This window comes from Campylobacter concisus, from assembly GCF_002913545.1.
Classification (GTDB): domain Bacteria; phylum Campylobacterota; class Campylobacteria; order Campylobacterales; family Campylobacteraceae; genus Campylobacter_A; species Campylobacter_A concisus_AV.
On the sequence record NZ_PPBR01000019.1, the window covers coordinates 1 to 20,154 of the forward strand.

Sequence of the window (20,154 nt, forward strand, 5' to 3'; positions counted from 1 at the left end):
ATATAGGAATTTAAAAAATATGCTAAATTTGCATAAATTTCTAAAATTTATCAAATGAAAAGTAAATTGTGTAAATTTGACATAGAAGCTAAAATTATTAAATTAATTTTATATATTTACAAAAAAGTGAAATTTAAATGAAAGGAAGTTGTAAATTTAAAATAGTGGAAAATTTAAATGGAGAGCAGGTCGCTCTCCATGGGATTATTTATCTCTTAAGCCAAGCTCAGAGATTAGTTTTGAATATGTAGTGTAGTCTTTGTTTTTAAGATACTTTAAAAGTCTTTTTCTTTGACCAACTAGTTTCAAAAGACCTAAACGTGATGAAAAGTCTTTTTTGAAAATTTTAAGGTGTTCTGTAAGTTCAGTTATTCTAGCTGTTAAAAGAGCTATTTGAACTTCTGGAGAGCCTGTATCTCCCTCTTTTCTAGCGAATTTCGCAACTATTTGAGCTTTTTTAGCCGAATCCAAAGCCATGATGACCTCCTGATTGGTGAATTTTGGAAGAGCGATTATAGCATTTAAAACATAAAGTTAGGTAAAATTACGCTTTTTAAAAATTAATGAAAAATGCAGTAAAAATTTAATAAAATTAGGGCTATTTAAAGAGTTAAGGAAGATAAATGCTTTTTACAAAGGCAAGCGAATACGCTCTACTTTCGCTTATTTTAATATCTCAAAAATCATCGCCAGTTGATGTTGATACGATCTCAAATGAGCTTAAAATTTCAAAAAGTTTTCTGGCAAAAATTTTACAAAATTTAGCAAAAGATGGAGTTTTAAAGTCATTTAAAGGAGCAAATGGCGGTTTTGCATTAAACGGCGAACCTGAAAATTTAAGCATAAAAAAGATAATCGAATGCGCCGAAAAGCGCGAACTAAGCGTCTTTGAGTGCTCATCTTCAGCGCTTGGTTGCCCATCAAACAAAGCCTCAAGCTGTCAAATTTGGTCGATGTTTAGCGGCCTTCAAGGCAAGATCGACGAGATGCTTGACGCGATAAAACTAAGTGACATCGTTAAGAAGTAAAGTTGGCAAAGCAAAAAAATAATATCTTGACTCTTGTCGCACCATTTCTTGCGCCAATTGTCAAATTTAAAAGTCTTAGCATCGTTGGCATCATCGTTGCCATCCTTGCTATCATCATCGTGCCGCTCCCAAGCGCGGTGCTTGACTTTTTCTTGGCACTTTCGATCTCGATTTCTGTGCTTATTATTTTGATCTCGATCTACGTACCAAAGCCGACTGACCTTAGCACGTTTCCGACACTCATTCTCATCATCACGCTTTTTCGCCTCTCGCTAAACATAGCAACTACGCGTATGATCTTAAGCGAGGGTCACAACGGCCCAGAAGCGGTCAGCGAGATCATCTCAAGCTTTGGAAATTTCGTCGTTGGTGGCAACTTCGTCATCGGCACCATCGTCTTTTGTATCTTGGTACTTATAAATTTCATGGTCGTAACAAAGGGCTCAACTCGCGTGAGTGAGGTGCAAGCACGTTTTACACTTGATGCGATGCCTGGTAAGCAAATGGCGATAGATGCGGACCTAAACGCAGGTCTAATCGACGAAAAAACGGCGCGCGAAAGACGTCAGGCTATCATCGGCGAGGCAAATTTCTACGGCGCGATGGATGGTTCGTCTAAATTTATAAAAGGTGACGCCGTCGCTGGCATCATCATCACTATCATCAACATCATCGGCGGCTTTGCTATCGGCTCGTTTCAGCACGGCCTTGATATGGCGACATCGGCTCAGTACTATACGATCCTAACTATCGGTGATGGCCTTGTGAGCCAGATCCCAGGACTTATCACTTCAACAGCGACTGCTATCATCATCACAAGGGCCAGCAAAGACGACGAGGACTTTGCAGAGGGCACGCTAAATCAACTCTTAGGCGACTATAAAACCTTGCTGATAGTAGGTTTCATACTATTTATGTTTGCCCTTGTGCCAGGTCTGCCAACCCTATCTCTTGGCTTTATAGCGCTGCTATTTTTGGGGCTTGGCTACATCATTAAGCAGACCAAAGATGGTGGGCTAAATTTAAGCCTTGCACCAAAAGAGAAAACTGCTTCTAAAAAGGCTGGTGGCGCTACGCCAAGTGGAGCAGGGGCGGCAGCTGCAAGCGGTGGAGCTGCTAAGGCACCAAAGAAGAGCGACGAAGAGATCGCAAGAGAAGAAGAGACAAAGATAAATGACATCTTAAAGCTTGAAATTTTAGAGCTTGACCTAGGATATGGCTTGCTAAAGCTAGCTGACGTGGATCTCATTGAGAGGATTCGCGCCATGAGGCGAAATATCGCTTCAAGCCTTGGCTTTTTGATGCCAAAGATAAGGATCCGCGACAACCTTCAACTACCGCCAAACGAGTACCGCTTTAAGCTAAAAGGCATCGTGATCGGTCAGGGCGAAATTTATGCGGATAAATTTCTAGCGATGGATAGTGGATTGGTTAGCGAGGATATAGAAGGAATTCCGACAAAAGAGCCAGCTTTTGGGCTGGACGCTCTTTGGATCGATGCTAGCGTCAAAGAGGACGCCATACTTAGCGGATATACGATAGTTGATCCTGCAAGCGTCATCTCAACGCACATGAGCGAGCTTATCAAGCAAAATGCAGCCGAGCTTCTAACTCGCCAAGAGACGCAAAATTTACTAGACAAACTAAAGATCGACTACCCAGTCGTGGTCGAGGATACGCTAAGGATCGCACCTATAAATTTGATCCAAAAGGTCTTAAAAACGCTGCTTAAAGACAATATCCCGATCAAAGACCTACTTAGTATACTTGAAGCCATCAGCGACATCGCCGAGGTTAGTAAAAATTTAGACATGATCATCGAACACGTGCGTGCAGCGCTTTCACGCGTCATCACTTCGCTTTATGTAGATGAAAAGGGACAGCTAAATTTCTACATCCTAGACACTGCCGCGCAGCAAAAGCTAATGGACGCGGTGCAGTATAAAGACGGCGCATATCACCTGATGATAAACGTAGCGCAGACATCATCTATCGTGCAAGCACTTAGGCGTGAAAAAGAGAAGCGTCCGATGAGCCAGCACGGAGAAATGGTGCTTTGTGTGGAGCCAAGCTTGCGCAAATTTATAGCAAATATCTGCGCAAATTTCGCCATCGACATAGTGGTTCTAAGCTTTGCTGAGATCTCGGCAAATACGCCATTTGAAACAGTTGGCGTCATAGAAATAGAAAATTTATAAAGGAAAAAGATGAAAATTTATCACCTCTCACACACCGATCTTGACGGATACGGCGCGCAATACATAACAAATTTTTACTTCAAAGATGTGAAATTTCTAAACTCAAACTACGGCAGAGAGATAGATGATAAATTTGCTCAAATTCTATCTGAGATAGACGCCTCAAACGATGATAAAAACGTCATTTTGATAACCGATCTAAATTTAAGTCTAGCTCAGTGTGAGAGCTTTACTGAGATGATAGATGGTAAAAATATAAAGCTATTTTTGCTAGATCATCACCAAAGTGGTGCCGAGTGTGCGAGCGCTTACTCATGGTACTTTTTGGATAGCTCAAGGTGCGCTACAAAGATCACTTACGACTTTTTTGCGGGCATTTTTGGTCAAAACAAAGAGCTTGAAATTTTTAGTGACGTCGTAAATGCCGTGGATATCTGGCTAAAAGATGATAAAAATTTCGAGATGAGCAAGGTCTGCTTGGGGCTTGTGGCAAACGCTAAAGAGATAAATAAGGTGATGTTTGAAGCTGAAAACAACCTCTATATGGATCATCTCTTAAAAGAAGCTAGCAAATTTTTTAACGAGAAAAACGACTATATCGGCCTTGATATGCAGGTGCATGCCATTAAAAAATCATTTTTCAAAGAGGATAAAGACGATACACTAAGCAACCTGATCTCAAACTACGTCGTAAAAAAACTTAGTGAAAATAAAGAGAAATTTAGCATCACCTATAAAGATCATAAAGGAATTTTAACCTACAATATCGGCAATGTTTCGGTTATAGGCAACGACTTTTTGGTGGCAAATCCTGAATTTGACTTCTTTATCGACGTGACAAATAAAAAGACGCTAAGCTTTCGCGCAAATGGCAAGCTTGATGTTAGCGCCATGGCAAAACACCTAGTTGGCGGCGGCGGACACGTCAATGCAAGCGGTGGCTTGTTTGCAAATTTCAAAGATGGCTTTAGCTATGAGCCGATCAAGGCGCAGATAGTTGATCTAATAACTAAAAAAACACAGGAGGAGATATGAAAGAAGAAGAGGTAAGCGTAGAGGAGCTTAGCTACGAGCTTAGCATGGTGCTTGAAGCGATGTTTTACTATGCTGGAGTGAAAAAAGAGAAGCTTGAAGAGGCGGCAAATCTCTATGTCGAGTGCATCGATGATGCGTTAGAAAACTCTGATGCTAGCGGTAGCGACGAGGTCATAGAGATAGTTGAATATATGAAAAAACACCATCCAAAGTTATTTAAATAAGGAGAAAATATGAAGAAAATTTTAGTTTTAGCGGCGTCACTTTTTGCGTTAAATGCTATGGCAAATGAAAATTTAGACAAGGCAAATGAGCTTTATGCAAAGAAAAATTTTAACGAGGCCTATCTTGCTTTTAATAAAGCTTGCGGCGAGGGCGAGAAAAGAGCTTGCACGATGAATGCGATCATGCTATTTAACGGCGATGGCGTGGCGAAAGATAAAGCTCAGGCTGAGAAAATTTTTACAAAAATGTGCGACGAAAATGAGGGCATGGCCTGCGAAAAACTAGGCGAAATGACAGCTTATGGCCTTATAAAAGACAAAGATGATAATGAAGCAAAAAGCGAAGAGAAGGCAAAAGCTTTGTTTAAAAAAGCTTGCGATAACGGCTATAAACCAGCTTGCGACTTTGTAACAAAATAGATCAAAAAGGGCTTAAAATGGGCTACAAACATAAAGATTTGATAGGAACTAGAGAGCTTAGCAAGGAAGAAATTTTATATTTTCTAGAGGCGGCGAAAGAGTTTAAGGAGCTAAATTTAAGCCAAGTGAAAAAAAATGACTACCTTCGTGGAAAGACCACGATCAACGCATTTTATGAAAACTCGACAAGAACTAGAACATCCTTTGAGATCGCAGCAAAGAGGCTTGGAGCTGATACGATAAATTTCAGCTCATCAAGCTCTAGTGTGACAAAGGGCGAGAGCCTAAATGACACGATGAATAACATGGCTGCTATGAGAACCGACATCATTGTGCTTCGTCACCCAAGCTCTGGAGCGGCAAAATTTGCAGCTGACAGGACAGAAGCTAGTGTCGTAAATGCAGGGGACGGCACAAATGAGCACCCAAGCCAAGCTCTGCTTGATCTTTTCACGCTAAGAGAGCATGGTAAAATTTTGGATAAAAATTTAAACGTGGCGATCATCGGTGACATCGCTAGAAGCCGCGTGGCAAGGTCTGACATCTGGGCGATGAAGAAATTTGGCATAAATTTAAAGCTATTTGCACCAAGGATGATGATGCCAAAAGATGCTGAGGTATTTGAATCTCAAATTTGCAAAAATATGGAGGAGGCTTGCGAGGGCAGCGACGTCATCATCATGCTTCGCATCCAACTAGAGCGTGGCGGTGCGGACGTGGCATTTCCAAGCTCGAGAGAGTACTCGAAATTCTTTGGACTAAATAAAAATAGGATAAAGCTAGCAAAGCCTGATGCGATCATGCTGCACCCAGGACCGATAAACAGGGGCGTGGAGCTAAACTCAGACGTGGCTGATGGCACGCACTCAGTCATACTAAATCAAGTTGAAAACGGCGTTGCTATAAGAATGGCGATACTAAATACGCTTGCAAAAAATAGGGGCTAACGATGAAAATAGCAATAATTAACGGCACTATCGTAAATAGCGACGAGAAATTTAAGGCAAATATCCTAATAGAAAACGGCAAAATAGCCAAAATCGGAAGTGAGAAATTTGAGGCTGATAAGGTCATAGACGCTACAAATAAGCTAGTCATGCCAGGACTTATCGACATGCACGTGCATTTTCGCGATCCTGGTCAAGAGTATAAAGACGACATCATCTCAGGCTCGCAGGCGGCCGTGGCTGGAGGAGTGACCACCTGCCTTTGCATGGCTAACACAAATCCAGTAAATGACAACGCCTCGATCACAAGAGCGATGATAGAAAAGGCTAAAAACTGCGGACTGATCGATCTTTTGCCAATCGCAGCCATTAGCAAAGGGCTTGGTGGCAACGAGATCGTTGAAATGGGCGATCTTATAGAGGCTGGAGCAGTTGCATTTAGCGATGACGGCCTACCAGTGACTAGCTCAAGCGTGATGAGAGCGGCACTTGAGTACTCAAGCATGTTTGGTAGCTTTTGTATAAGCCACTCAGAGGACTGCTCGCTTTGCAGGCAGGGCGTCATGCACGAGGGCAAGGTCTCAGCCATACTTGGACTTCGCGGCATGGCAAGGGAGAAAGAGGAGATCGCAGTGAGCCGTGATATGCTGCTTGCAAAACTCACTAAAGCGCACATCCACATCGCTCACGTAAGCTCGGAGTACTCGCTAAAGATCATCGAAATGGGTAAAAAAGAGGGCATAAACATCACTTGCGAAGCTACACCACACCATTTTAGCTTTAGCGATGATGAAATTTTGAAAAATGCCTACGATACAAATTTCAAAATGTCACCGCCACTTCGTGAGATAAGCGACGTAAAAGCGGTAAGAGAGGCGCTAAAAAGCGGTCTTATAGACGTTATCGCCACCGACCATGCCCCACACCATACAGACGAAAAGATAGTGGAATTTGACAAGGCGCCATTTGGCATCATCGGACTTCAAACCCTTGTGCCACTCACTCTTAAGCTCGTAAATGAGGGCGTTATAAGCTTAGAGCGCATGGTAGAGCTAACATCTACAAATGCGGCTAAGATGCTAAATTTAAAAGATAAAGGCAGGCTTGCTGAGGGCATGCTAGCTGACATCGCGGTGATAGACCCTGGGATCGAGTATGTTTATGATGAGAAGATAAACCGCTCAAAATCGGTAAATTCTCCGCTTTTTGGCAAAAAGCTAAAAGGCGCAGCGACTACCACGATAAAAAGTGGCAAGATCGTTTATGAGTTTGGAAAATAATCTAAATTTGCTCGCACTTGCGGGCAAATTTGCTTTAGATGCCTTAAGATATAAAATTTGCTAGAAATTTCTAGCAAATTTTACTTTTTTATGAGTTATATTTTTTAACGATACCGCGAACGACTTTTTCTATAAAAAGCGCAGAAGCTACTTCGCAGTGCTCTCTTGTAGAGTGAGGTGAGTAGATATTTGGTCCAATAGAACATGCACTAAGACCTGCTTTTTTCTCCAAAAGCACTCCACACTCAAGTCCAGCATGCACAGCTGTTATCCTTGCATTTGGCTTATAAATTTTAAGCTCTTCTAAGATATCGTTTGCAAATTTATCATTTATAGGCTTCCAAGCTGGGTTTCTATCTTTTGAAATGACGCTAAAACCAACCGCTTTTGCAAGCTCTGAAATTTCAAATTCCATCCTATTTAGTCCGTCTTTACTCATTGATCTTGCGAAAAACTCCACTTCAAGTGTGCCATCGTCTTTGATCTTTGCAAGCGAGAGATTGACGCTATCTTGTGGTATGCCTAGCTCGCAGTTATAGGCTCTTACGCCTTGTGAAAATGAGTTAATAAGAGCTAAAATTTTCTCGCCGTTTTCTAAAATTTCATCTCCCTTGCCAAGCTTTTTCACGCTTAAATTTTCACACTCGCTCTTTAGCTCCTTATCGCTTAAAACCAGCGCAGTTGCGCCGCTTGGGATAGAGTTGCTTCGCTCGCCACCTTCAAATTTAACAAGCTTGCAACCATTTTTAGTCACAAATGCCGCTAAAACCTTGATCGCATTTGGGATATTTTTATGTATCTCGTTGCCAGAGTGTCCGCCAGGTAGGCCGCTTACTTTCACTTCGTAAAGCGTGCTCTCTTTTGTCTTTTTGCTATTAAGCGAGATAGTGGCAAATAAATTTACACCGCCAGCGCAGCCGATAGTTACGCGGTCGTCCTCTTCGCTGTCTAAATTTAAAAGCTTATCGGCTTTTAGATCGCCGCTAAAGCCAGCAGCTCCGACCATGCCGACCTCTTCGTTGTTTGTAAAGAGGCACTCAATGTCGTCAAATTCACTTATCATCTGCATCATGATAGCCACGCCTATGCCGTTATCGGCACCTAAAGATGAATTTTTAGCCCTCATATAGCCATCATCGCCATAAACTATCTCGATCTTTGGAGCATCACCCATGCAGACCATATCATAGTGGCTTTGCAAGCAAATTTTTGGCTTGCCTTTGAATGCATGAACGTTGCCAAAACTATCGACCACGACTTCACAGCCCTTATCTTTTGCATAGCTAGCCAGAAAATCACGCATCTTATCAGTCTCGTAACTGCAGTGTGGTATCGACGCAAGTGTTTCAAATTTCGCTAAAACTTCACTCTTTGACATATTTGCCTCCATAAATTTATTTTATCTCGCCTTTATAGCCAGTCGCATCGACCGCCTTTAAAAGCTCTTTTTCATCGACCTTGTCATCTGCTATAATGACAGCTTTTCGCTCTTTTAGCGATACATCTGCCTTTTTTACGCCCTCAACGCTAAGTGCGGCCTTTCGAACAATCGCTGTGCAAAGCGGACAGTGCATGCTAGGCACTGAAATTTCTATAGTTTTCTCAGCGTAGCTTGCAGCCACCAAAAGGGCTAAAACTAAAATTTTACGCATAAATTTCTCCTAAAAGCTCTGGATATGTAAGGAGCAAAAGCAAAATCACTCCAAAAAGTATATATATAAGTATCCATTTTTTCTTTTTATAGCTTAGGTTGCAGCTTTTTGGCTTGTAAAATAAAGCCACACCTGAGATCACAAAGCAAATGACGGCCACGACGCTTAAAGGGACGCGGTACTCGTATAAATTTTGTGTCCAAGATAGAAAAGAAAAAGATGTGCCAAAAAGCAAGAAAAGAAGTGCCGGCAAGCAGCACAAGGTAGCGCCGATAGCACTACCTATGGATGTTAGTATCAGCCAAAAGGCTCTCATTTTAGCTCTGTTGAGACGTAGTCGTAGCTAAATTCTTTTGGCGAATAGTAGTTTTGCGTGTTGCCATCAACCTCAGCGTATGGATAGCCAAAGTTGTTTAGTGGAGTTTGCTCTGGGGTTGGCTTTAAGATAAAGTCGCGTCCGTAGTTAAAGCCTATCCAGCACATCTCCCAGTTGCCAAAGCAATAATCCCTAACAGCTTTGATCTTAGCGTCGTCGTTTGTTAATTTCTCGCCCAGTCTTACCTTTGTGACGTCAGCTGGATCAACCGGTATCCAACCATAGCCTTTTAGGTAAAACTCAGCCCTGCAGTGCTGTCCGCCTGAAATTTTAGCCACGCCATCTTTTGCGCTACCCATCTGATCTGAAAATCTAGACTGACCAACTCTGATACCAAAAATTTCTCTTGCTGGGATGCCAACCGATCTGCAAAGTCCCACGAAAACTGAGTTTATGTCGGTGCATTTGCCAACAAGTTTGCCACTTTCAAGTATGGCTTTAACGTCGCCTGTGCCACATCCAAGGATGCTATTATCACGCTGCATAGTGTTTGCAACCCACGTATAGATCGCTTTTGCACGCTCCAAATCGCCCTTAATATTGCCGATAATCTCTAGCGCTTTTGCTCTTACGACGCCGTCAGTTGGTATGTGTGAAGTTGGTTTTAAAAACTCCAAAATCGCAGGATCGACCTTCTCGTTTGGATCGAAATTTACCTTGCTAAAGTCGGTATTGCGCTCTGTTGTTTGAATTTTAAACTGGATATTTAAAATAGGTCTTTGCTCATTTTCTTCAAATTCGCCATACATTGTTGGTATTAGCGTATCTGAGATATAGACGTTTTTAGCGGTTGTGTTTATGACGTAGTCTTGGGTTAGTTGCTGATAAGTGGTGCTTAGTGGAAGGGGCAACCAAATTCTTGAGCTTTTGCCCTTTTCAAGAAGCTGGTGTTTGAAATTTACGTCGAAATTTCTAACCACTGGGTTTGCTGGCTCGTCGCTAGCTAGAGTGACACTTGGAAGCAGACTTGCTGCACCTAAAAAACTACTGAATTTAAAAAAATCTCTTCTTTGCATAAAATGCCTTTTTGCTTAATCTTAGCCAAACTTGGCTCTAAAACTGCCTGCTATTCTAGCATAAAATTTTTATTTATGATAAAATCCGCCACATGAAAAAGATTATATTTTTAGGCTTTATAGCGCTATTTTGCAATGGTTGTCTTTATATGAATGAGCGCGGAGTTTCGACGCAATATTATAATGATTGTAAAGAGTATTATGACGCGACTGGCACCTACCAAAAAGAGTGTCCGCACAACATCGTCGACTGGAAATAGCGTGGATCTTAGCAAATTTAACGAGCAGCAAAAGCAAATTTATAATAGGATAGAAAATTTAGCAAATTTTGATTGTGAATTTAGCTTGAGTAACAGCGTAAATGTCAAATTTAAAGAGCTGAGCGCTGCGAGCAAAGATGAAATTTACAACCTCGCCCTTAGCCTAAAGCCTTGGCGAAAAGGGCCATTTTTACTTGATGATATATATATAGATAGCGAGTGGCAAAGTTTTATTAAATTTAATATCCTTGCCCCGCACCTAAATTTAGCTGGCAAGTGCGTAGCTGACGTGGGGTGTAACAATGGATATTATATGTTTAAGATGCTTGAGTACGGCCCAAAAAGCATAACTGGCTTTGATCCTAGCGTGCATACATATTTGCAGTTTGCTTTTTTAAATAAATTTATCCGCTCAAATATCACCTACGAGCTTCTCGGGGTGGAGAGCTTGCCTGAATACGCAGCGAAATTTGACACCATTTTTTGCCTTGGCGTGATATATCACAGAAGCGATCCTATAAAGATGCTAAAAGAGCTAAAAACTGCGCTAAATCCTGATGGCGAGCTATTTTTAGACACGATGTATATAGATATGGATGGCGACTTTGCCCTAAGCCCAAAGGATAGATACTCAAAAATTCCAAATATCTACTTTGTGCCAACGCTTAGCGCACTTGAAAACTGGTGCGAGAGGGCTAAATTTAAAGACTTTAGCTTGCTTGATACAAAGGCGACTGATCTAAATGAGCAGCGAAAAACGCAGTGGATAGATGGCGAGAGTCTTGGAAATTTCTTAGACCCAGACGATAATACAAAGACCATCGAGGGCTACCCAGCTCCAAAAAGAGCCTACGTGAGAGTTAAAATTTAAGGATAAATATGGCAGATGAAAATATTTTTGAAGCAAAAGACGAATCACAAATAATCCTCCCAGAGGACGAAAACCCGCTAAGAAACGAGATAAAAACAGCACCTTTAACAAAGCTAAATTTTAGTGGAACGGCATTTTTACTTGAGAAAAATCACGCAAAAACTAGGTTTTTTACCACAGCTGATATGGTAAGCGACGCAGAAGGGCTCATACATAGTGGTTTTGTCTTCATGGGGGCAAACTACGCAGCACTTTTAGCTATAAATGAAGAATTTTGCGTTAGCATCGGAGCTAGGATAAATTTCTTTGGACCGCTCAAACTTGGCGATGTGATCGAATTTGACGCACAAGCAAGGTTTGAAGAGAGCAGAAAAAGAGAGGTAAAAGTGATAGGCTACGTAAAAGAGATCAAGATCTTTGAGGGCATCTTTCAGTTAGTCACACTTGAAGAGCATATCTTTGTCACTCAGCAAAAAAATATCCAAAAAGAAGCTGCTATAAGACAAAAGAAAGAGCGCGAAGAGGCACAGGCTAAAAACAACGGCTAAATTTAACTGATGAGATATAAATTCTCATCTTTTAACTTCAAACAAACTCAAATTTTTAAAGACAAATCTTATCTTATTATCTTATTTTAGTAAACGATCGGTAATAATTTTTAATTTTTTTAACGAAATTTAAGCTATAAAATTAATTTTTCTATGATAATATCCTTTCAAAACATTTTTATCAAAAGGAGATTTAGATGAAACTTACAAAAAGTTAGCTTAGCTGCTTTGGTTGCTTTAGGTGCATTTTCAAGCGTTGCAAGTGCAACTCCACTTGAAGAAGCTATAAAAAACGTAGATCTTTCAGGATTTGCAAGATATCGTTATACAAATGACCACTTTAAAAATAGTGGCAAATCAGATACACAAAAATCAAGCATAGGAAATCATGCTTTTAGAATGATTACGTCATTTAAAGCTGCTATCGATGATAATTTCTTTGGAGTTTTAACACTAAGATATGCCCCAGAAACAGCTGATGGATATGGTGATAATGTTGGTCGTAAATTCGGTAATAAATACCAAGTAGCATCTACTGGAAATGGCACAGATAAAACAGATACAACTAGCACATTTACAGTATATGAGATGTATCTAGGCTATAAGGTAGCTAATACTACCATTACAGCTGGTAAACAACTTATAAAAACTTTCTATGATGATGGTGAGCTAGCTGGTACTGGTCTAAAAGTAGTAAGTACTGATGTGCCTGGTCTTACTTTAACTGCTGCTTATGATGCTTTAGCAAGTGATCAAGATAATGATGGTCCTTTGGTTGGCAGAATAGTGGCTGGTAATGATTGAGATAAATTTAATGATGCTCCAGGCAACCTTTACTATTTAGGTGCAGCTGGCAGCTATGATCCAGTATCATTTAAGGCTGCAATTGCTAACCTTCAAGAGATAGCAACACTTTATGGTGCTGAAGCTGGTGTTAGCTTTAATGTAACTGATGATGTTAACCTAAACTTAAAAGGTCAATTTGTCCATAACGATTCAGATCACAAAGACGTAGCTGATGCAAATTTCTGGGCAGTTCAAGCTGGTACAAAACTATTTGGTGCTAAATTTAACGCTGGTTACTTAGATTTTGACGCTAAAAACAAAGACAACAATAAATATTCATTTGTTTCAATTGAATCAAATGGTCAGCTAATCAACCCAACTAAGATCTTAAATGGTGTAATGAGTGGTAGTAGACAATACTACAACAACATCAAAGGAAACAACGACTACTGGTTTGTTAATGCTGGATATGACATAGATAAATTTGGCTTTGACGCTGGATATACTCAAGGTAAAGGTTATAGCTGGGGACTTGCCAAAGAAAGAGCAAAAAGAAGCGAATGGTATACAGGTGCTAGCTACAAATACAGCAAAAAACTTACATTCCCTTCTTGGTATGCAGCCGCTAAAGACAAAAAAGATGGCGCAAGCTTTAAACAAGATCGTATCAGATTTGAAGCAAAATATAGCTTCTAAAAACATTTATCCGAGCGAGCTTTCGCTCGGATCTTCTTTTAACCATAAATCTTTTTAATAAAATCAAAATTTTACAAGCACCTTATAAAAAAATAGTTATTTAATCTAAAAGTTTTTTATTAATAAGAATATTAACTTTTTTCTACGATATCCACCCACCTATCAAGCTCTTGTTGCTCGGCTTTTAGTGTGCTACTTTCGCCGTGTCCTGGATAAAGTGTGAAGTCGCCATTTAGATTTTTACATTTTTCTAAGCTTTCTAGCATCTCATTTTTATCCGAATATGGAAAGTCCCAGCGTCCGATGCTACCTTTAAATAAAAAATCTCCACTAAAGATCGCGTCATTTATCTCTATCATCGAGCAGCCTGGTGTGTGCCCTGGAAAATGGTGAAATTTAAAAGAAAAGTCACCCACTACAAAGCTCTCATCGCCTTGAGCCAAAACATCTGGCACAAAGGTGTTTTTCATATAGCCAAAAATGTCACTCTCACACATAAAAGCGTCAAATTTATTGATATAAACTGGGATTTTTAGCTCATTTTTTAGCTCGCTCACGTCGTAAATATGATCAAAATGCCCATGAGTGCAAAGTATCGCCTTTAAATTTTGTGCATTTTGCAAAACCCACCCTTTTGCCCCATCGCCTGGATCTATCACCAAACTTGAGCCATTTTTGGTAACGATGTAGCAATTTGTCCCAAAATCGCCAAAACTTTTATGTATTACTCTCATTTCTTACCTTAAATTTATTATTTCTTAAATATTTACATCTTTTTACTTAAACTTAAAGAAAAATTTTAAATTTACTTAGTATAATCTTTTCAAAAGGAAGCAAATTTAGGCAAAGGGACAATGAAGGGGTACCAAAAAATAGAAGAAACCTTAGTTTTTAGCTTAAAAGATAAAACTAAAGGTAAAAAACTACTATTAGGCGTAAGCGGCGGTATTGATTCTGCTGTGGTTGCGACACTTTGTGCGAGAGCAAAGCCAGATGAAACTCACGCACTCATCATGCCAACAGCATCATCAAACAAAGAAAATATGGACGACGCCTTAAATTTATGTGAAAAACTAAACATAAAATATAAGGTTTTATCCATAGAGGGCATTTTAAATGCCTTTTACGAAACGATAGATGTAAATTTAAGCAATTTAAGAAAAGGGAATTTGGCAGCTAGAGTTAGAATGAGCTTGCTTTATGATTATTCATCTAGTATAAACGCTCTAGTCATCGGCACAAGCAACAAGAGTGAGCTTATGCTTGGTTATGGCACGATATTTGGGGATTTGGCATGCGCGATAAATCCTATCGGAGAGCTTTATAAGAGTGAAATTTTTGAATTTGCAAAACATCTTGGTGTTGATGAAAATTTTATCAAAAAAGCACCTTCGGCTGATCTTTGGGATGGGCAAAGTGACGAGGGCGACATAGGTTACAGCTATGCTGTCATTGATGAAATTTTACAAAATTTAGAAAATAACAAGGAGCAAGCCATCAAAAAGTTTGGATTAAAAGCGGTCTTGGATATAGAAAATAGAGTTGTGTCAAACAGGTTTAAACGACAAATGCCGTTGATAGTGAAAATTTAAAGGATTAAAGATGAGAGAAATTCCGTTTTACAAACCAACTATCACTGAGCGTGAGAGTGAGCTTATCGAAGAGGCTTTGCATTCTGAAAATGCTACTGATACGGTTGCTAAATTTGAAGAAAAGATCAAAGAATACTTTGGTGCGAAATTTGTAGTCACTACAAACAACATCGCAGCAGCACACCACCTAGCGCTAAGTGCGATGGATACAAAGCGCGGTGACAAGGTCATCTGCTCTGTAAATACCTTCCCAAGCGTGGCTCAGGCTGTTAGACATTTTGATGCTGAGCCTATCTTTGTTGATATCGATGAAGAGGACTTTAACATCAGCCCAGAAGCCCTTGAAAAGGTGCTAAAAGAGCAAAATCACAAAAAACTAAAATGTGCTTTTATCTCACACATCGCTGGACAAAGCGCTAGGCTTGATGAGATAAAGGCTATCTGCGAAAAATACGGCATCGTCGTTTTAGATGATGCAAACCGAGGCATAGGACTAACATATAATGGCAAAAAGGTTGGTTCAGACTCGTTTTTATCATGCTTTCAGACAAACTCACGGGTGCAAAATCCTATCTCAACAGTTGGATTTTTCACGACAAATGACGAAGAGGTCTATAAAAAAGCAAAACTACTTCGTAACTACGCCCTTGTAAATGGTATAGATAAATTTGGTAGTTTAAGCTACATCTACGACGTCGTTGATATCGGTTTAAAATACGACATAAACTCGATAAATGCGGCATTTTCTATCGCTCAGCTTGAAAAGACAGACGAGCTTATAAAACGTAGAAAAAAGATCGCTGAAATTTACGATAAAGAGCTTAAAGAGTGTCACAACATCACAACTCCAGTCAAAAAACGCGAGCACATCTACACTCAATATATCATCAAGATAAATAAAAACCGTGACAGCTTTGCTAGAGAGCTTTTGGAGCGTGGAATTCACACTTCGCTGCACTACATACCGATACATTTGCTAAGCTATTATAAAAATAAATATTCGCTTAAAGTAAATGACTTCCCAAATGCTCTAAAAGCATATCAACAAGTCTTGTCGCTACCTATCTATCATAGTTTGAGCGACGAAGAGGTGCAATACATCTGCAACACGGTAAAAGAAATTTCTAAATCTCGTGTTTAAGAAATTTAACATCCTTTTACACTCTTGGGCGAATGACTACTTCTTTCGCCCAAATTTCTTTCAAATTTTACTAGCATTTTTACTTTTGCCGTTAAGTCTTATCTATGCTCTAGTCGTTATTTGTAAGAAATTTAGCGCGCAAAAAAAAGAGTTTGGTATAAAGATAATAAGCATTGGAAATTTAACCCTTGGAGGAAGCGGCAAGACCCCACTTTGCGTCGCTATCGCTAAGAATTTCGAGGGTGCTTTTATCATCCTTAGGGGCTATAAAAGAAAGAGCAAAGGCATGCAAGTTGTCGCTAGGGATGGCGAAATTTTACTTGACGTGGCGGCAAGCGGTGATGAGGCGATGATATATGCCACAAGCATTAAAAACGCAAATGTGATCGTAAGCGAAGATAGAAAAATAGCCATAAACTACGCCAAAACTCAGGGCGCAAAGTATATCTTGCTAGATGATGGATTTTCTAAATTTGACATAGCTAAATTTGACATCTTGGTGCGTCCAAACCCAGAGCCAAAGCTAAAGCTTTGCCTGCCAAGCGGGGCTTATAGATATCCGTTTAGCTTTTATAAATTTGGTGATTTTATAGCGTGTGAGGGGCAAACTCACTTTAGAAAGAGCGAAATTTTAAATAAAAGCGAAAAAATGGTGCTAGTCACCGCCATAGCAAACCCAGCGCGTCTTGAAGCGTTTTTTAGCGAGTGCGTAGGGCAGGTATTTTTCCCTGATCACTACGACTTTTCAAAAGAAGAGCTAAGTGAAATTTTGCAAACCTACGGCGCTACCTCGCTTTTAATGACGCAAAAGGACTATGTAAAGGTAAAGGATTTTGGGCTAAGGGTATCGCTTATCACGCTTGAAGTTACGCTAAGCGAGGAGTTTAAAAAGGTTTTGGCGAAGCAAATTTAAGCCCATTTTGTTATAATGAGCCACTTTTTAAAAGGAAAATTTAGATCAAAATGAGAATTTTAATCACCTCAGTCGCAAAGAAAAAAGAGGCAAAAAAACTAAGTAAAAAGCTCGTGAAAAAGGGACTTGCAGCTTGTGTGAGTAGCTTTAGCGCAAAGAGCATTTATCTTTGGCAAGAGAAGCTTTGTGATGAAAAAGAGCAAATTGTACTCATAAAAACGGACGTGAAATTTAAAAAAGTAGCTAAATTTATAAGAAAGCACCACAGCTACGAAACCCCAGAAATTTTGGCACTTAAGCCAAAAGATGTTTTTAAAAAATATGAAAATTGGATAAAAAAATCAACCAAAAAAGGTAAAAAATGAGACTAACACCAACTAGAAGCGTAAAAGATGAAAAGGTAAAAAATGTAAATTTAAGCACAGCCATGCTTAGCCCAAGCTCCGCTCACGGCGGACTTTACGCGCCAAAGAAGCTACCAAAGATCACAAAGGCAAAGTGGCAAGAGCTCTCAAGCCTAAGCTACGAAAAGCTTGCACTTTATATCATCTCGCTATTTAAATTTGACGTGCCAGAGGCGTTTTTCAAAAAAGCGGTCAAGAGATATGCAAGCTTTGATGATCCAAAGCACCCAGTCATTTTTAAAAAAATAGATAAAAATTTATACGTAAATGAGCTCTATCACGGTCCAACAAGGGCATTTAAGGATATGGCGCTTCAGCCCTTTGGCTCGCTGCTTAGTCAGCTAGCAAAAGAGAGGGGCGAAAGATACCTTATCATGTGCGCAACTAGCGGCGACACGGGCCCTGCGACACTTCAGACCTTCGCAAACGACGAAAATATCAAGGTCGTCTGTCTCTATCCAGACGGTGGCACGAGCGAGGTGCAAAAGCTTCAGATGCAGACCATGCAAGGTAAAAATTTAAAGGTTTTTGGCATAAAAGGTGACTTTGATGACGCTCAAAGAGCGCTAAAAACGCTGCTTGCAAATGATAAATTTAAGGCCGAGCTTAAGAAAAAGCGCCTTAAACTAAGCGCGGCAAACTCGGTAAATTTTGGCAGAATTCTCTTTCAGATCATCTACCACGCCTACGCCTACGCAAATTTGCTAAAACAAAAGGCGCTTAAGGCAAACGAGAGCTTTGACATCATCGTGCCAAGTGGAAATTTCGGCAACGCTCTTGGGGCGTATTACGCTAAAAAAATGGGCGCAAAGATCGGCAAGATCAAGATAGCCTCAAACGCAAACAACATCTTGACGCAGTTTTTCACCACCGGCGTTTATGACCTAAGAGATAAAAAGCTGGTTAAGACGATAAGCCCAGCCATGGACATTTTGATCAGCTCAAACGTCGAGCGCTTGCTGTTTGATAAATTTGGTAGCGAGCGAACTAATGAGCTTATGCAAAGCCTCGCAAAAAACAAATTTTATAAGCTTAACAAACAAGAGCTTGAAGCGCTAAAAGAGGACTTCGAGGCTAGCTGGTGCGACGACAAAGAGTGCGAGGCATACATCGCAAAGCTCGCAAAGAGCGGCTACGCGATCGATCCGCATACGGCTACTTGCTTTAAGATGGTGGATACTAGCCGCATAAACGTCATCACATCGACCGCGCACTGGGTGAAATTTACGCCAAGCATGATCAAAGCGTGCCAGATCAAAGATACAAAAGATGAAAAAGATGCGCTGGCAAAGACTGCTAAAATCTTAAATGACAGCGTGCCAAGCTCGATAAACTCGCTATTTAGCGCGAAAATTTTGCATAAAAGTATCATAAAAGAGGACGAGATTGAAAAGTGCGTTCTAGAATGGATCGAGCGATGATAATCATCCCAGCCCGTCTTGCCTCAACAAGGTTTAGTAATAAAATTTTAAAAGAGATAAACGGCGTGCCGATGTTTGTGGCGACAGCTCTTAGAGTAAGCGGCGTGGATGACGTGGCGGTTGCGGTAGATGAGCCAAGTGTGCTTAGTATCGCCAAGGCTCATGGCATAAAAGCTGTGCTAACTAGCAAAGATCATCAAAGTGGCACTGACAGGATAAATGAAGCGGCGCAAATTTTGGGGCTAAGTGAGAGTGAGATCATCATAAATGTTCAGGCTGATGAGCCATTTATCGAACCTGAAAACATCGCTAAATTTAGGGCATTTTGCGAGCAAAATAGAGAAAAAGCCTTTATGTTTTCTTGCTACAAAAAGATGGACGATGAGTTTGTGGATGATAAAAATTTAGTCAAAGTAGTGACCGATTTTAAAGGCTACGCGCTTTATTTTTCAAGATCGAGGATACCATTTAACAGAAGCGAGTGCAAAAGCTACAAAGCGCACCTTGGCATCTACGGATACAGCGTAAAAAGCCTAAAAGAGTTTTGCGGCCTCTTGCCTTCAAGCCTTGAAAATACCGAGAAACTTGAGCAGCTGCGCGCCCTAGAAAATGGCAAAAAGATAGCGATGCTGGAGGTTGAAAGTCAAAGTATCGGCATCGATAGCGAAGAGGACTACCAAAGAGCGCTTGCTAAATTTGGCAAAAAGTAATGTAAATAAATTCTCTTTAATAAACATATGTATTAAAGAGAATTTTGGTGTATTTTATAGTTTTATTTTTATAGATCTTGATATAAAAATATTTTTGTAATAAAGCTAAGAGTAGAGCTTCAATTTTAGGTTATTTTTCTATCTTCTTAAATTTTATTTTTTTGATCTTATTTTTAACTACATGAAATTTTGAAGCCGCAGCCGAGCATAGATCCTTGTAAGTAACCAAAATTTTTGACTCTTTTTTAGTGCAAATGACAGCAAAAACGCTCTCAAGGTCGATTCTCTCTTTTTGTGTTAAATTTTCCATCTATTTTCCTAGCAATTTTCTCATCTTATTGACAACAAATAATATTTCATCATCGTCAAGCTCACATAGCAGTTTGCAAACAGCAGCAGCAGCTTGTGGCTTTGAGTTTCCAAGTCTCCAGTCCTGATATGTCCTCATAGGCACGCCAAGATCCTCTGCCATTTTTGCTTGTGAAATTTTCTTACCGATATTTTTTGCCTCAATTGCATTGTGAAGCAAATTAAATATATCACTTGTTTCAATCATTGAAGAATTATACGTTATTTATCATTAAATATACATAAAACATTATATAAATAATGTAAAATAGTATATAAATATCAATA

24 protein-coding genes and 1 pseudogene are annotated in these 20,154 nt (G+C 39.9%); 17 read left to right on the forward strand and 8 right to left on the reverse strand.

Annotated features, from left to right (window positions below):
- Positions 1–204 precede the first annotated feature (204 nt).
- Positions 205–477 (reverse strand): 30S ribosomal protein S15, encoded by a 273-nt coding sequence (rpsO, locus tag CYP05_RS01395; protein WP_004317763.1) that lies wholly within the window; start codon positions 475–477, stop codon positions 205–207.
- Between the two features lie 146 nt (positions 478–623).
- Here rpsO and CYP05_RS01400 point away from each other — a divergent pair, with 146 nt between their 5' ends.
- From CYP05_RS01400 to CYP05_RS01430, 7 genes are read left to right on the forward strand one after another with little or no spacing between them, the layout of a single operon-like run.
- Positions 624–1,028: an Rrf2 family transcriptional regulator gene (locus CYP05_RS01400; protein ID WP_004317794.1), complete on the forward strand. Its 405-nt coding sequence runs from the start codon at positions 624–626 to the stop codon at positions 1,026–1,028.
- Between the two features lie 2 nt (positions 1,029–1,030).
- Positions 1,031–3,226, forward strand: coding sequence for a flagellar biosynthesis protein FlhA (gene flhA / locus CYP05_RS01405; protein WP_021084298.1), 2,196 nt, complete (start codon positions 1,031–1,033; stop codon positions 3,224–3,226).
- 9 nt (positions 3,227–3,235) lie between these two features.
- Positions 3,236–4,261 (forward strand): DHH family phosphoesterase, encoded by a 1,026-nt coding sequence (locus CYP05_RS01410; RefSeq protein WP_103641769.1) that lies wholly within the window; start codon positions 3,236–3,238, stop codon positions 4,259–4,261.
- Complete coding sequence (locus tag CYP05_RS01415) at positions 4,258–4,485, forward strand: hypothetical protein (protein ID WP_012140046.1); 228 nt, start codon at positions 4,258–4,260, stop codon at positions 4,483–4,485. Before CYP05_RS01410 ends, CYP05_RS01415 begins: the two co-directional genes overlap by 4 nt.
- 9 nt (positions 4,486–4,494) lie before the next feature.
- Positions 4,495–4,905 (forward strand): tetratricopeptide repeat protein, encoded by a 411-nt coding sequence (locus tag CYP05_RS01420; protein ID WP_103641770.1) that lies wholly within the window; start codon positions 4,495–4,497, stop codon positions 4,903–4,905.
- A gap of 17 nt (positions 4,906–4,922) precedes the next feature.
- Positions 4,923–5,852, forward strand: a complete 930-nt coding sequence (locus CYP05_RS01425) for an aspartate carbamoyltransferase catalytic subunit (protein ID WP_103641771.1) — start codon at positions 4,923–4,925, stop codon at positions 5,850–5,852.
- Between the two features lie 2 nt (positions 5,853–5,854).
- Entirely contained in the window at positions 5,855–7,132 is a 1,278-nt protein-coding gene (locus CYP05_RS01430) for a dihydroorotase (RefSeq protein WP_103641772.1), read from the forward strand.
- An 88-nt stretch (positions 7,133–7,220) separates the two neighbouring features.
- On the opposite strand, the gene CYP05_RS01435 is transcribed toward CYP05_RS01430, so the two are convergent.
- From CYP05_RS01435 to CYP05_RS01450, 4 genes are read right to left on the reverse strand one after another with little or no spacing between them, the layout of a single operon-like run.
- On the reverse strand, positions 7,221–8,510 hold the full coding sequence (locus CYP05_RS01435; RefSeq protein WP_103641783.1) for a M28 family peptidase: 1,290 nt from the start codon (positions 8,508–8,510) through the stop codon (positions 7,221–7,223).
- A 16-nt stretch (positions 8,511–8,526) separates the two neighbouring features.
- The gene (locus CYP05_RS01440) at positions 8,527–8,784 is read right to left on the reverse strand and encodes a heavy-metal-associated domain-containing protein (protein ID WP_103641773.1); all 258 of its coding nucleotides are present in this window, start codon (positions 8,782–8,784) and stop codon (positions 8,527–8,529) included.
- On the reverse strand, positions 8,777–9,100 hold the full coding sequence (locus tag CYP05_RS01445; RefSeq protein ID WP_009294140.1) for a hypothetical protein: 324 nt from the start codon (positions 9,098–9,100) through the stop codon (positions 8,777–8,779). Before CYP05_RS01445 ends, CYP05_RS01440 begins: the two co-directional genes overlap by 8 nt.
- The gene (locus tag CYP05_RS01450; RefSeq protein ID WP_103641774.1) at positions 9,097–10,176 is read right to left on the reverse strand and encodes a transglutaminase-like domain-containing protein; all 1,080 of its coding nucleotides are present in this window, start codon (positions 10,174–10,176) and stop codon (positions 9,097–9,099) included. The genes CYP05_RS01445 and CYP05_RS01450 overlap by 4 nt, the downstream gene beginning before the upstream one ends.
- A gap of 92 nt (positions 10,177–10,268) precedes the next feature.
- On the opposite strand from CYP05_RS01450, the gene CYP05_RS09875 reads away from it, so the two are divergent.
- The 4 genes and pseudogenes from CYP05_RS09875 to CYP05_RS01465 form a co-directional block, all read left to right on the forward strand.
- On the forward strand, positions 10,269–10,436 hold the full coding sequence (locus CYP05_RS09875; RefSeq protein ID WP_002942642.1) for a hypothetical protein: 168 nt from the start codon (positions 10,269–10,271) through the stop codon (positions 10,434–10,436).
- Between the two features lies 1 nt (position 10,437).
- A complete protein-coding gene (cmoB, locus tag CYP05_RS01455; RefSeq protein WP_258031486.1) occupies positions 10,438–11,307 on the forward strand; it encodes a tRNA 5-methoxyuridine(34)/uridine 5-oxyacetic acid(34) synthase CmoB in 870 nt (289 codons plus the stop codon).
- 8 nt (positions 11,308–11,315) lie between these two features.
- The gene (locus CYP05_RS01460; protein ID WP_103641776.1) at positions 11,316–11,855 is read left to right on the forward strand and encodes a thioesterase; all 540 of its coding nucleotides are present in this window, start codon (positions 11,316–11,318) and stop codon (positions 11,853–11,855) included.
- A gap of 204 nt (positions 11,856–12,059) precedes the next feature.
- Positions 12,060–13,337: pseudogene (locus tag CYP05_RS01465) on the forward strand (major outer membrane protein); the annotation flags it as partial.
- A 131-nt stretch (positions 13,338–13,468) separates the two neighbouring features.
- Here the strand turns inward: CYP05_RS01465 and CYP05_RS01470 are convergent.
- Positions 13,469–14,071 (reverse strand): MBL fold metallo-hydrolase, encoded by a 603-nt coding sequence (locus tag CYP05_RS01470; RefSeq protein WP_103641777.1) that lies wholly within the window; start codon positions 14,069–14,071, stop codon positions 13,469–13,471.
- Positions 14,072–14,191: 120 nt separating this feature from the next.
- Here CYP05_RS01470 and CYP05_RS01475 point away from each other — a divergent pair, with 120 nt between their 5' ends.
- The 6 genes from CYP05_RS01475 to kdsB are packed head-to-tail and all read left to right on the forward strand — an operon-like array spanning position 14,192 to position 19,518.
- Positions 14,192–14,929 (forward strand): NAD+ synthase, encoded by a 738-nt coding sequence (locus tag CYP05_RS01475; RefSeq protein WP_009294132.1) that lies wholly within the window; start codon positions 14,192–14,194, stop codon positions 14,927–14,929.
- Between the two features lie 10 nt (positions 14,930–14,939).
- Positions 14,940–16,070, forward strand: coding sequence for a DegT/DnrJ/EryC1/StrS family aminotransferase (locus CYP05_RS01480; protein ID WP_103641778.1), 1,131 nt, complete (start codon positions 14,940–14,942; stop codon positions 16,068–16,070).
- Positions 16,063–16,983: a tetraacyldisaccharide 4'-kinase gene (locus CYP05_RS01485; RefSeq protein WP_103641779.1), complete on the forward strand. Its 921-nt coding sequence runs from the start codon at positions 16,063–16,065 to the stop codon at positions 16,981–16,983. Before CYP05_RS01480 ends, CYP05_RS01485 begins: the two co-directional genes overlap by 8 nt.
- A 50-nt stretch (positions 16,984–17,033) precedes the next feature.
- Positions 17,034–17,348, forward strand: coding sequence for a divalent-cation tolerance protein CutA (gene cutA, locus CYP05_RS10315; RefSeq protein WP_103635341.1), 315 nt, complete (start codon positions 17,034–17,036; stop codon positions 17,346–17,348).
- On the forward strand, positions 17,345–18,808 hold the full coding sequence (thrC, locus tag CYP05_RS01495; RefSeq protein ID WP_103641780.1) for a threonine synthase: 1,464 nt from the start codon (positions 17,345–17,347) through the stop codon (positions 18,806–18,808). Before cutA ends, thrC begins: the two co-directional genes overlap by 4 nt.
- A complete protein-coding gene (kdsB, locus tag CYP05_RS01500) occupies positions 18,805–19,518 on the forward strand; it encodes a 3-deoxy-manno-octulosonate cytidylyltransferase (RefSeq protein WP_103641781.1) in 714 nt (237 codons plus the stop codon). Before thrC ends, kdsB begins: the two co-directional genes overlap by 4 nt.
- A 130-nt stretch (positions 19,519–19,648) precedes the next feature.
- On the opposite strand, the gene CYP05_RS01505 is transcribed toward kdsB, so the two are convergent.
- Positions 19,649–19,828 carry a hypothetical protein gene (locus tag CYP05_RS01505; RefSeq protein WP_021084321.1) on the reverse strand — a complete coding sequence of 60 codons (180 nt, stop codon included), beginning with the start codon at positions 19,826–19,828 and terminating at the stop codon, positions 19,649–19,651.
- Positions 19,829–20,074: a DNA-binding protein gene (locus tag CYP05_RS01510; RefSeq protein WP_103641782.1), complete on the reverse strand. Its 246-nt coding sequence runs from the start codon at positions 20,072–20,074 to the stop codon at positions 19,829–19,831.
- Positions 20,075–20,154: the final 80 nt, after the last annotated feature.

Excerpts from the sequence above, each read along its gene's own strand:
- CYP05_RS01430 (WP_103641772.1), top strand. The coding sequence starts at position 5,855 with ATGAAAATAGCAATAATTAACGGCACTATCGTAAATAGCGACGAGAAA.
- CYP05_RS01425 (WP_103641771.1), top strand. The coding sequence starts at position 4,923 with ATGGGCTACAAACATAAAGATTTGATAGGAACTAGAGAGCTTAGCAAG.
- CYP05_RS01420 (WP_103641770.1), top strand. The coding sequence starts at position 4,495 with ATGAAGAAAATTTTAGTTTTAGCGGCGTCACTTTTTGCGTTAAATGCT.
- CYP05_RS01475 (WP_009294132.1), top strand. The coding sequence starts at position 14,192 with ATGAAGGGGTACCAAAAAATAGAAGAAACCTTAGTTTTTAGCTTAAAA.
- CYP05_RS01400 (WP_004317794.1), top strand. The coding sequence starts at position 624 with ATGCTTTTTACAAAGGCAAGCGAATACGCTCTACTTTCGCTTATTTTA.
- cutA (WP_103635341.1), top strand. The coding sequence starts at position 17,034 with ATGAGAATTTTAATCACCTCAGTCGCAAAGAAAAAAGAGGCAAAAAAA.
- CYP05_RS01435 (WP_103641783.1), bottom strand. The coding sequence starts at position 8,510 with ATGTCAAAGAGTGAAGTTTTAGCGAAATTTGAAACACTTGCGTCGATA.
- CYP05_RS01450 (WP_103641774.1), bottom strand. The coding sequence starts at position 10,176 with ATGCAAAGAAGAGATTTTTTTAAATTCAGTAGTTTTTTAGGTGCAGCA.
- kdsB (WP_103641781.1), top strand. The coding sequence starts at position 18,805 with ATGATAATCATCCCAGCCCGTCTTGCCTCAACAAGGTTTAGTAATAAA.
- CYP05_RS01470 (WP_103641777.1), bottom strand. The coding sequence starts at position 14,071 with ATGAGAGTAATACATAAAAGTTTTGGCGATTTTGGGACAAATTGCTAC.
- thrC (WP_103641780.1), top strand. The coding sequence starts at position 17,345 with ATGAGACTAACACCAACTAGAAGCGTAAAAGATGAAAAGGTAAAAAAT.
- CYP05_RS09875 (WP_002942642.1), top strand. The coding sequence starts at position 10,269 with ATGAAAAAGATTATATTTTTAGGCTTTATAGCGCTATTTTGCAATGGT.
- CYP05_RS01505 (WP_021084321.1), bottom strand. The coding sequence starts at position 19,828 with ATGGAAAATTTAACACAAAAAGAGAGAATCGACCTTGAGAGCGTTTTT.
- CYP05_RS01510 (WP_103641782.1), bottom strand. The coding sequence starts at position 20,074 with ATGATTGAAACAAGTGATATATTTAATTTGCTTCACAATGCAATTGAG.
- CYP05_RS01445 (WP_009294140.1), bottom strand. The coding sequence starts at position 9,100 with ATGAGAGCCTTTTGGCTGATACTAACATCCATAGGTAGTGCTATCGGC.
- CYP05_RS01480 (WP_103641778.1), top strand. The coding sequence starts at position 14,940 with ATGAGAGAAATTCCGTTTTACAAACCAACTATCACTGAGCGTGAGAGT.
- CYP05_RS01440 (WP_103641773.1), bottom strand. The coding sequence starts at position 8,784 with ATGCGTAAAATTTTAGTTTTAGCCCTTTTGGTGGCTGCAAGCTACGCT.
- CYP05_RS01410 (WP_103641769.1), top strand. The coding sequence starts at position 3,236 with ATGAAAATTTATCACCTCTCACACACCGATCTTGACGGATACGGCGCG.
- CYP05_RS01460 (WP_103641776.1), top strand. The coding sequence starts at position 11,316 with ATGGCAGATGAAAATATTTTTGAAGCAAAAGACGAATCACAAATAATC.
- CYP05_RS01415 (WP_012140046.1), top strand. The coding sequence starts at position 4,258 with ATGAAAGAAGAAGAGGTAAGCGTAGAGGAGCTTAGCTACGAGCTTAGC.
- rpsO (WP_004317763.1), bottom strand. The coding sequence starts at position 477 with ATGGCTTTGGATTCGGCTAAAAAAGCTCAAATAGTTGCGAAATTCGCT.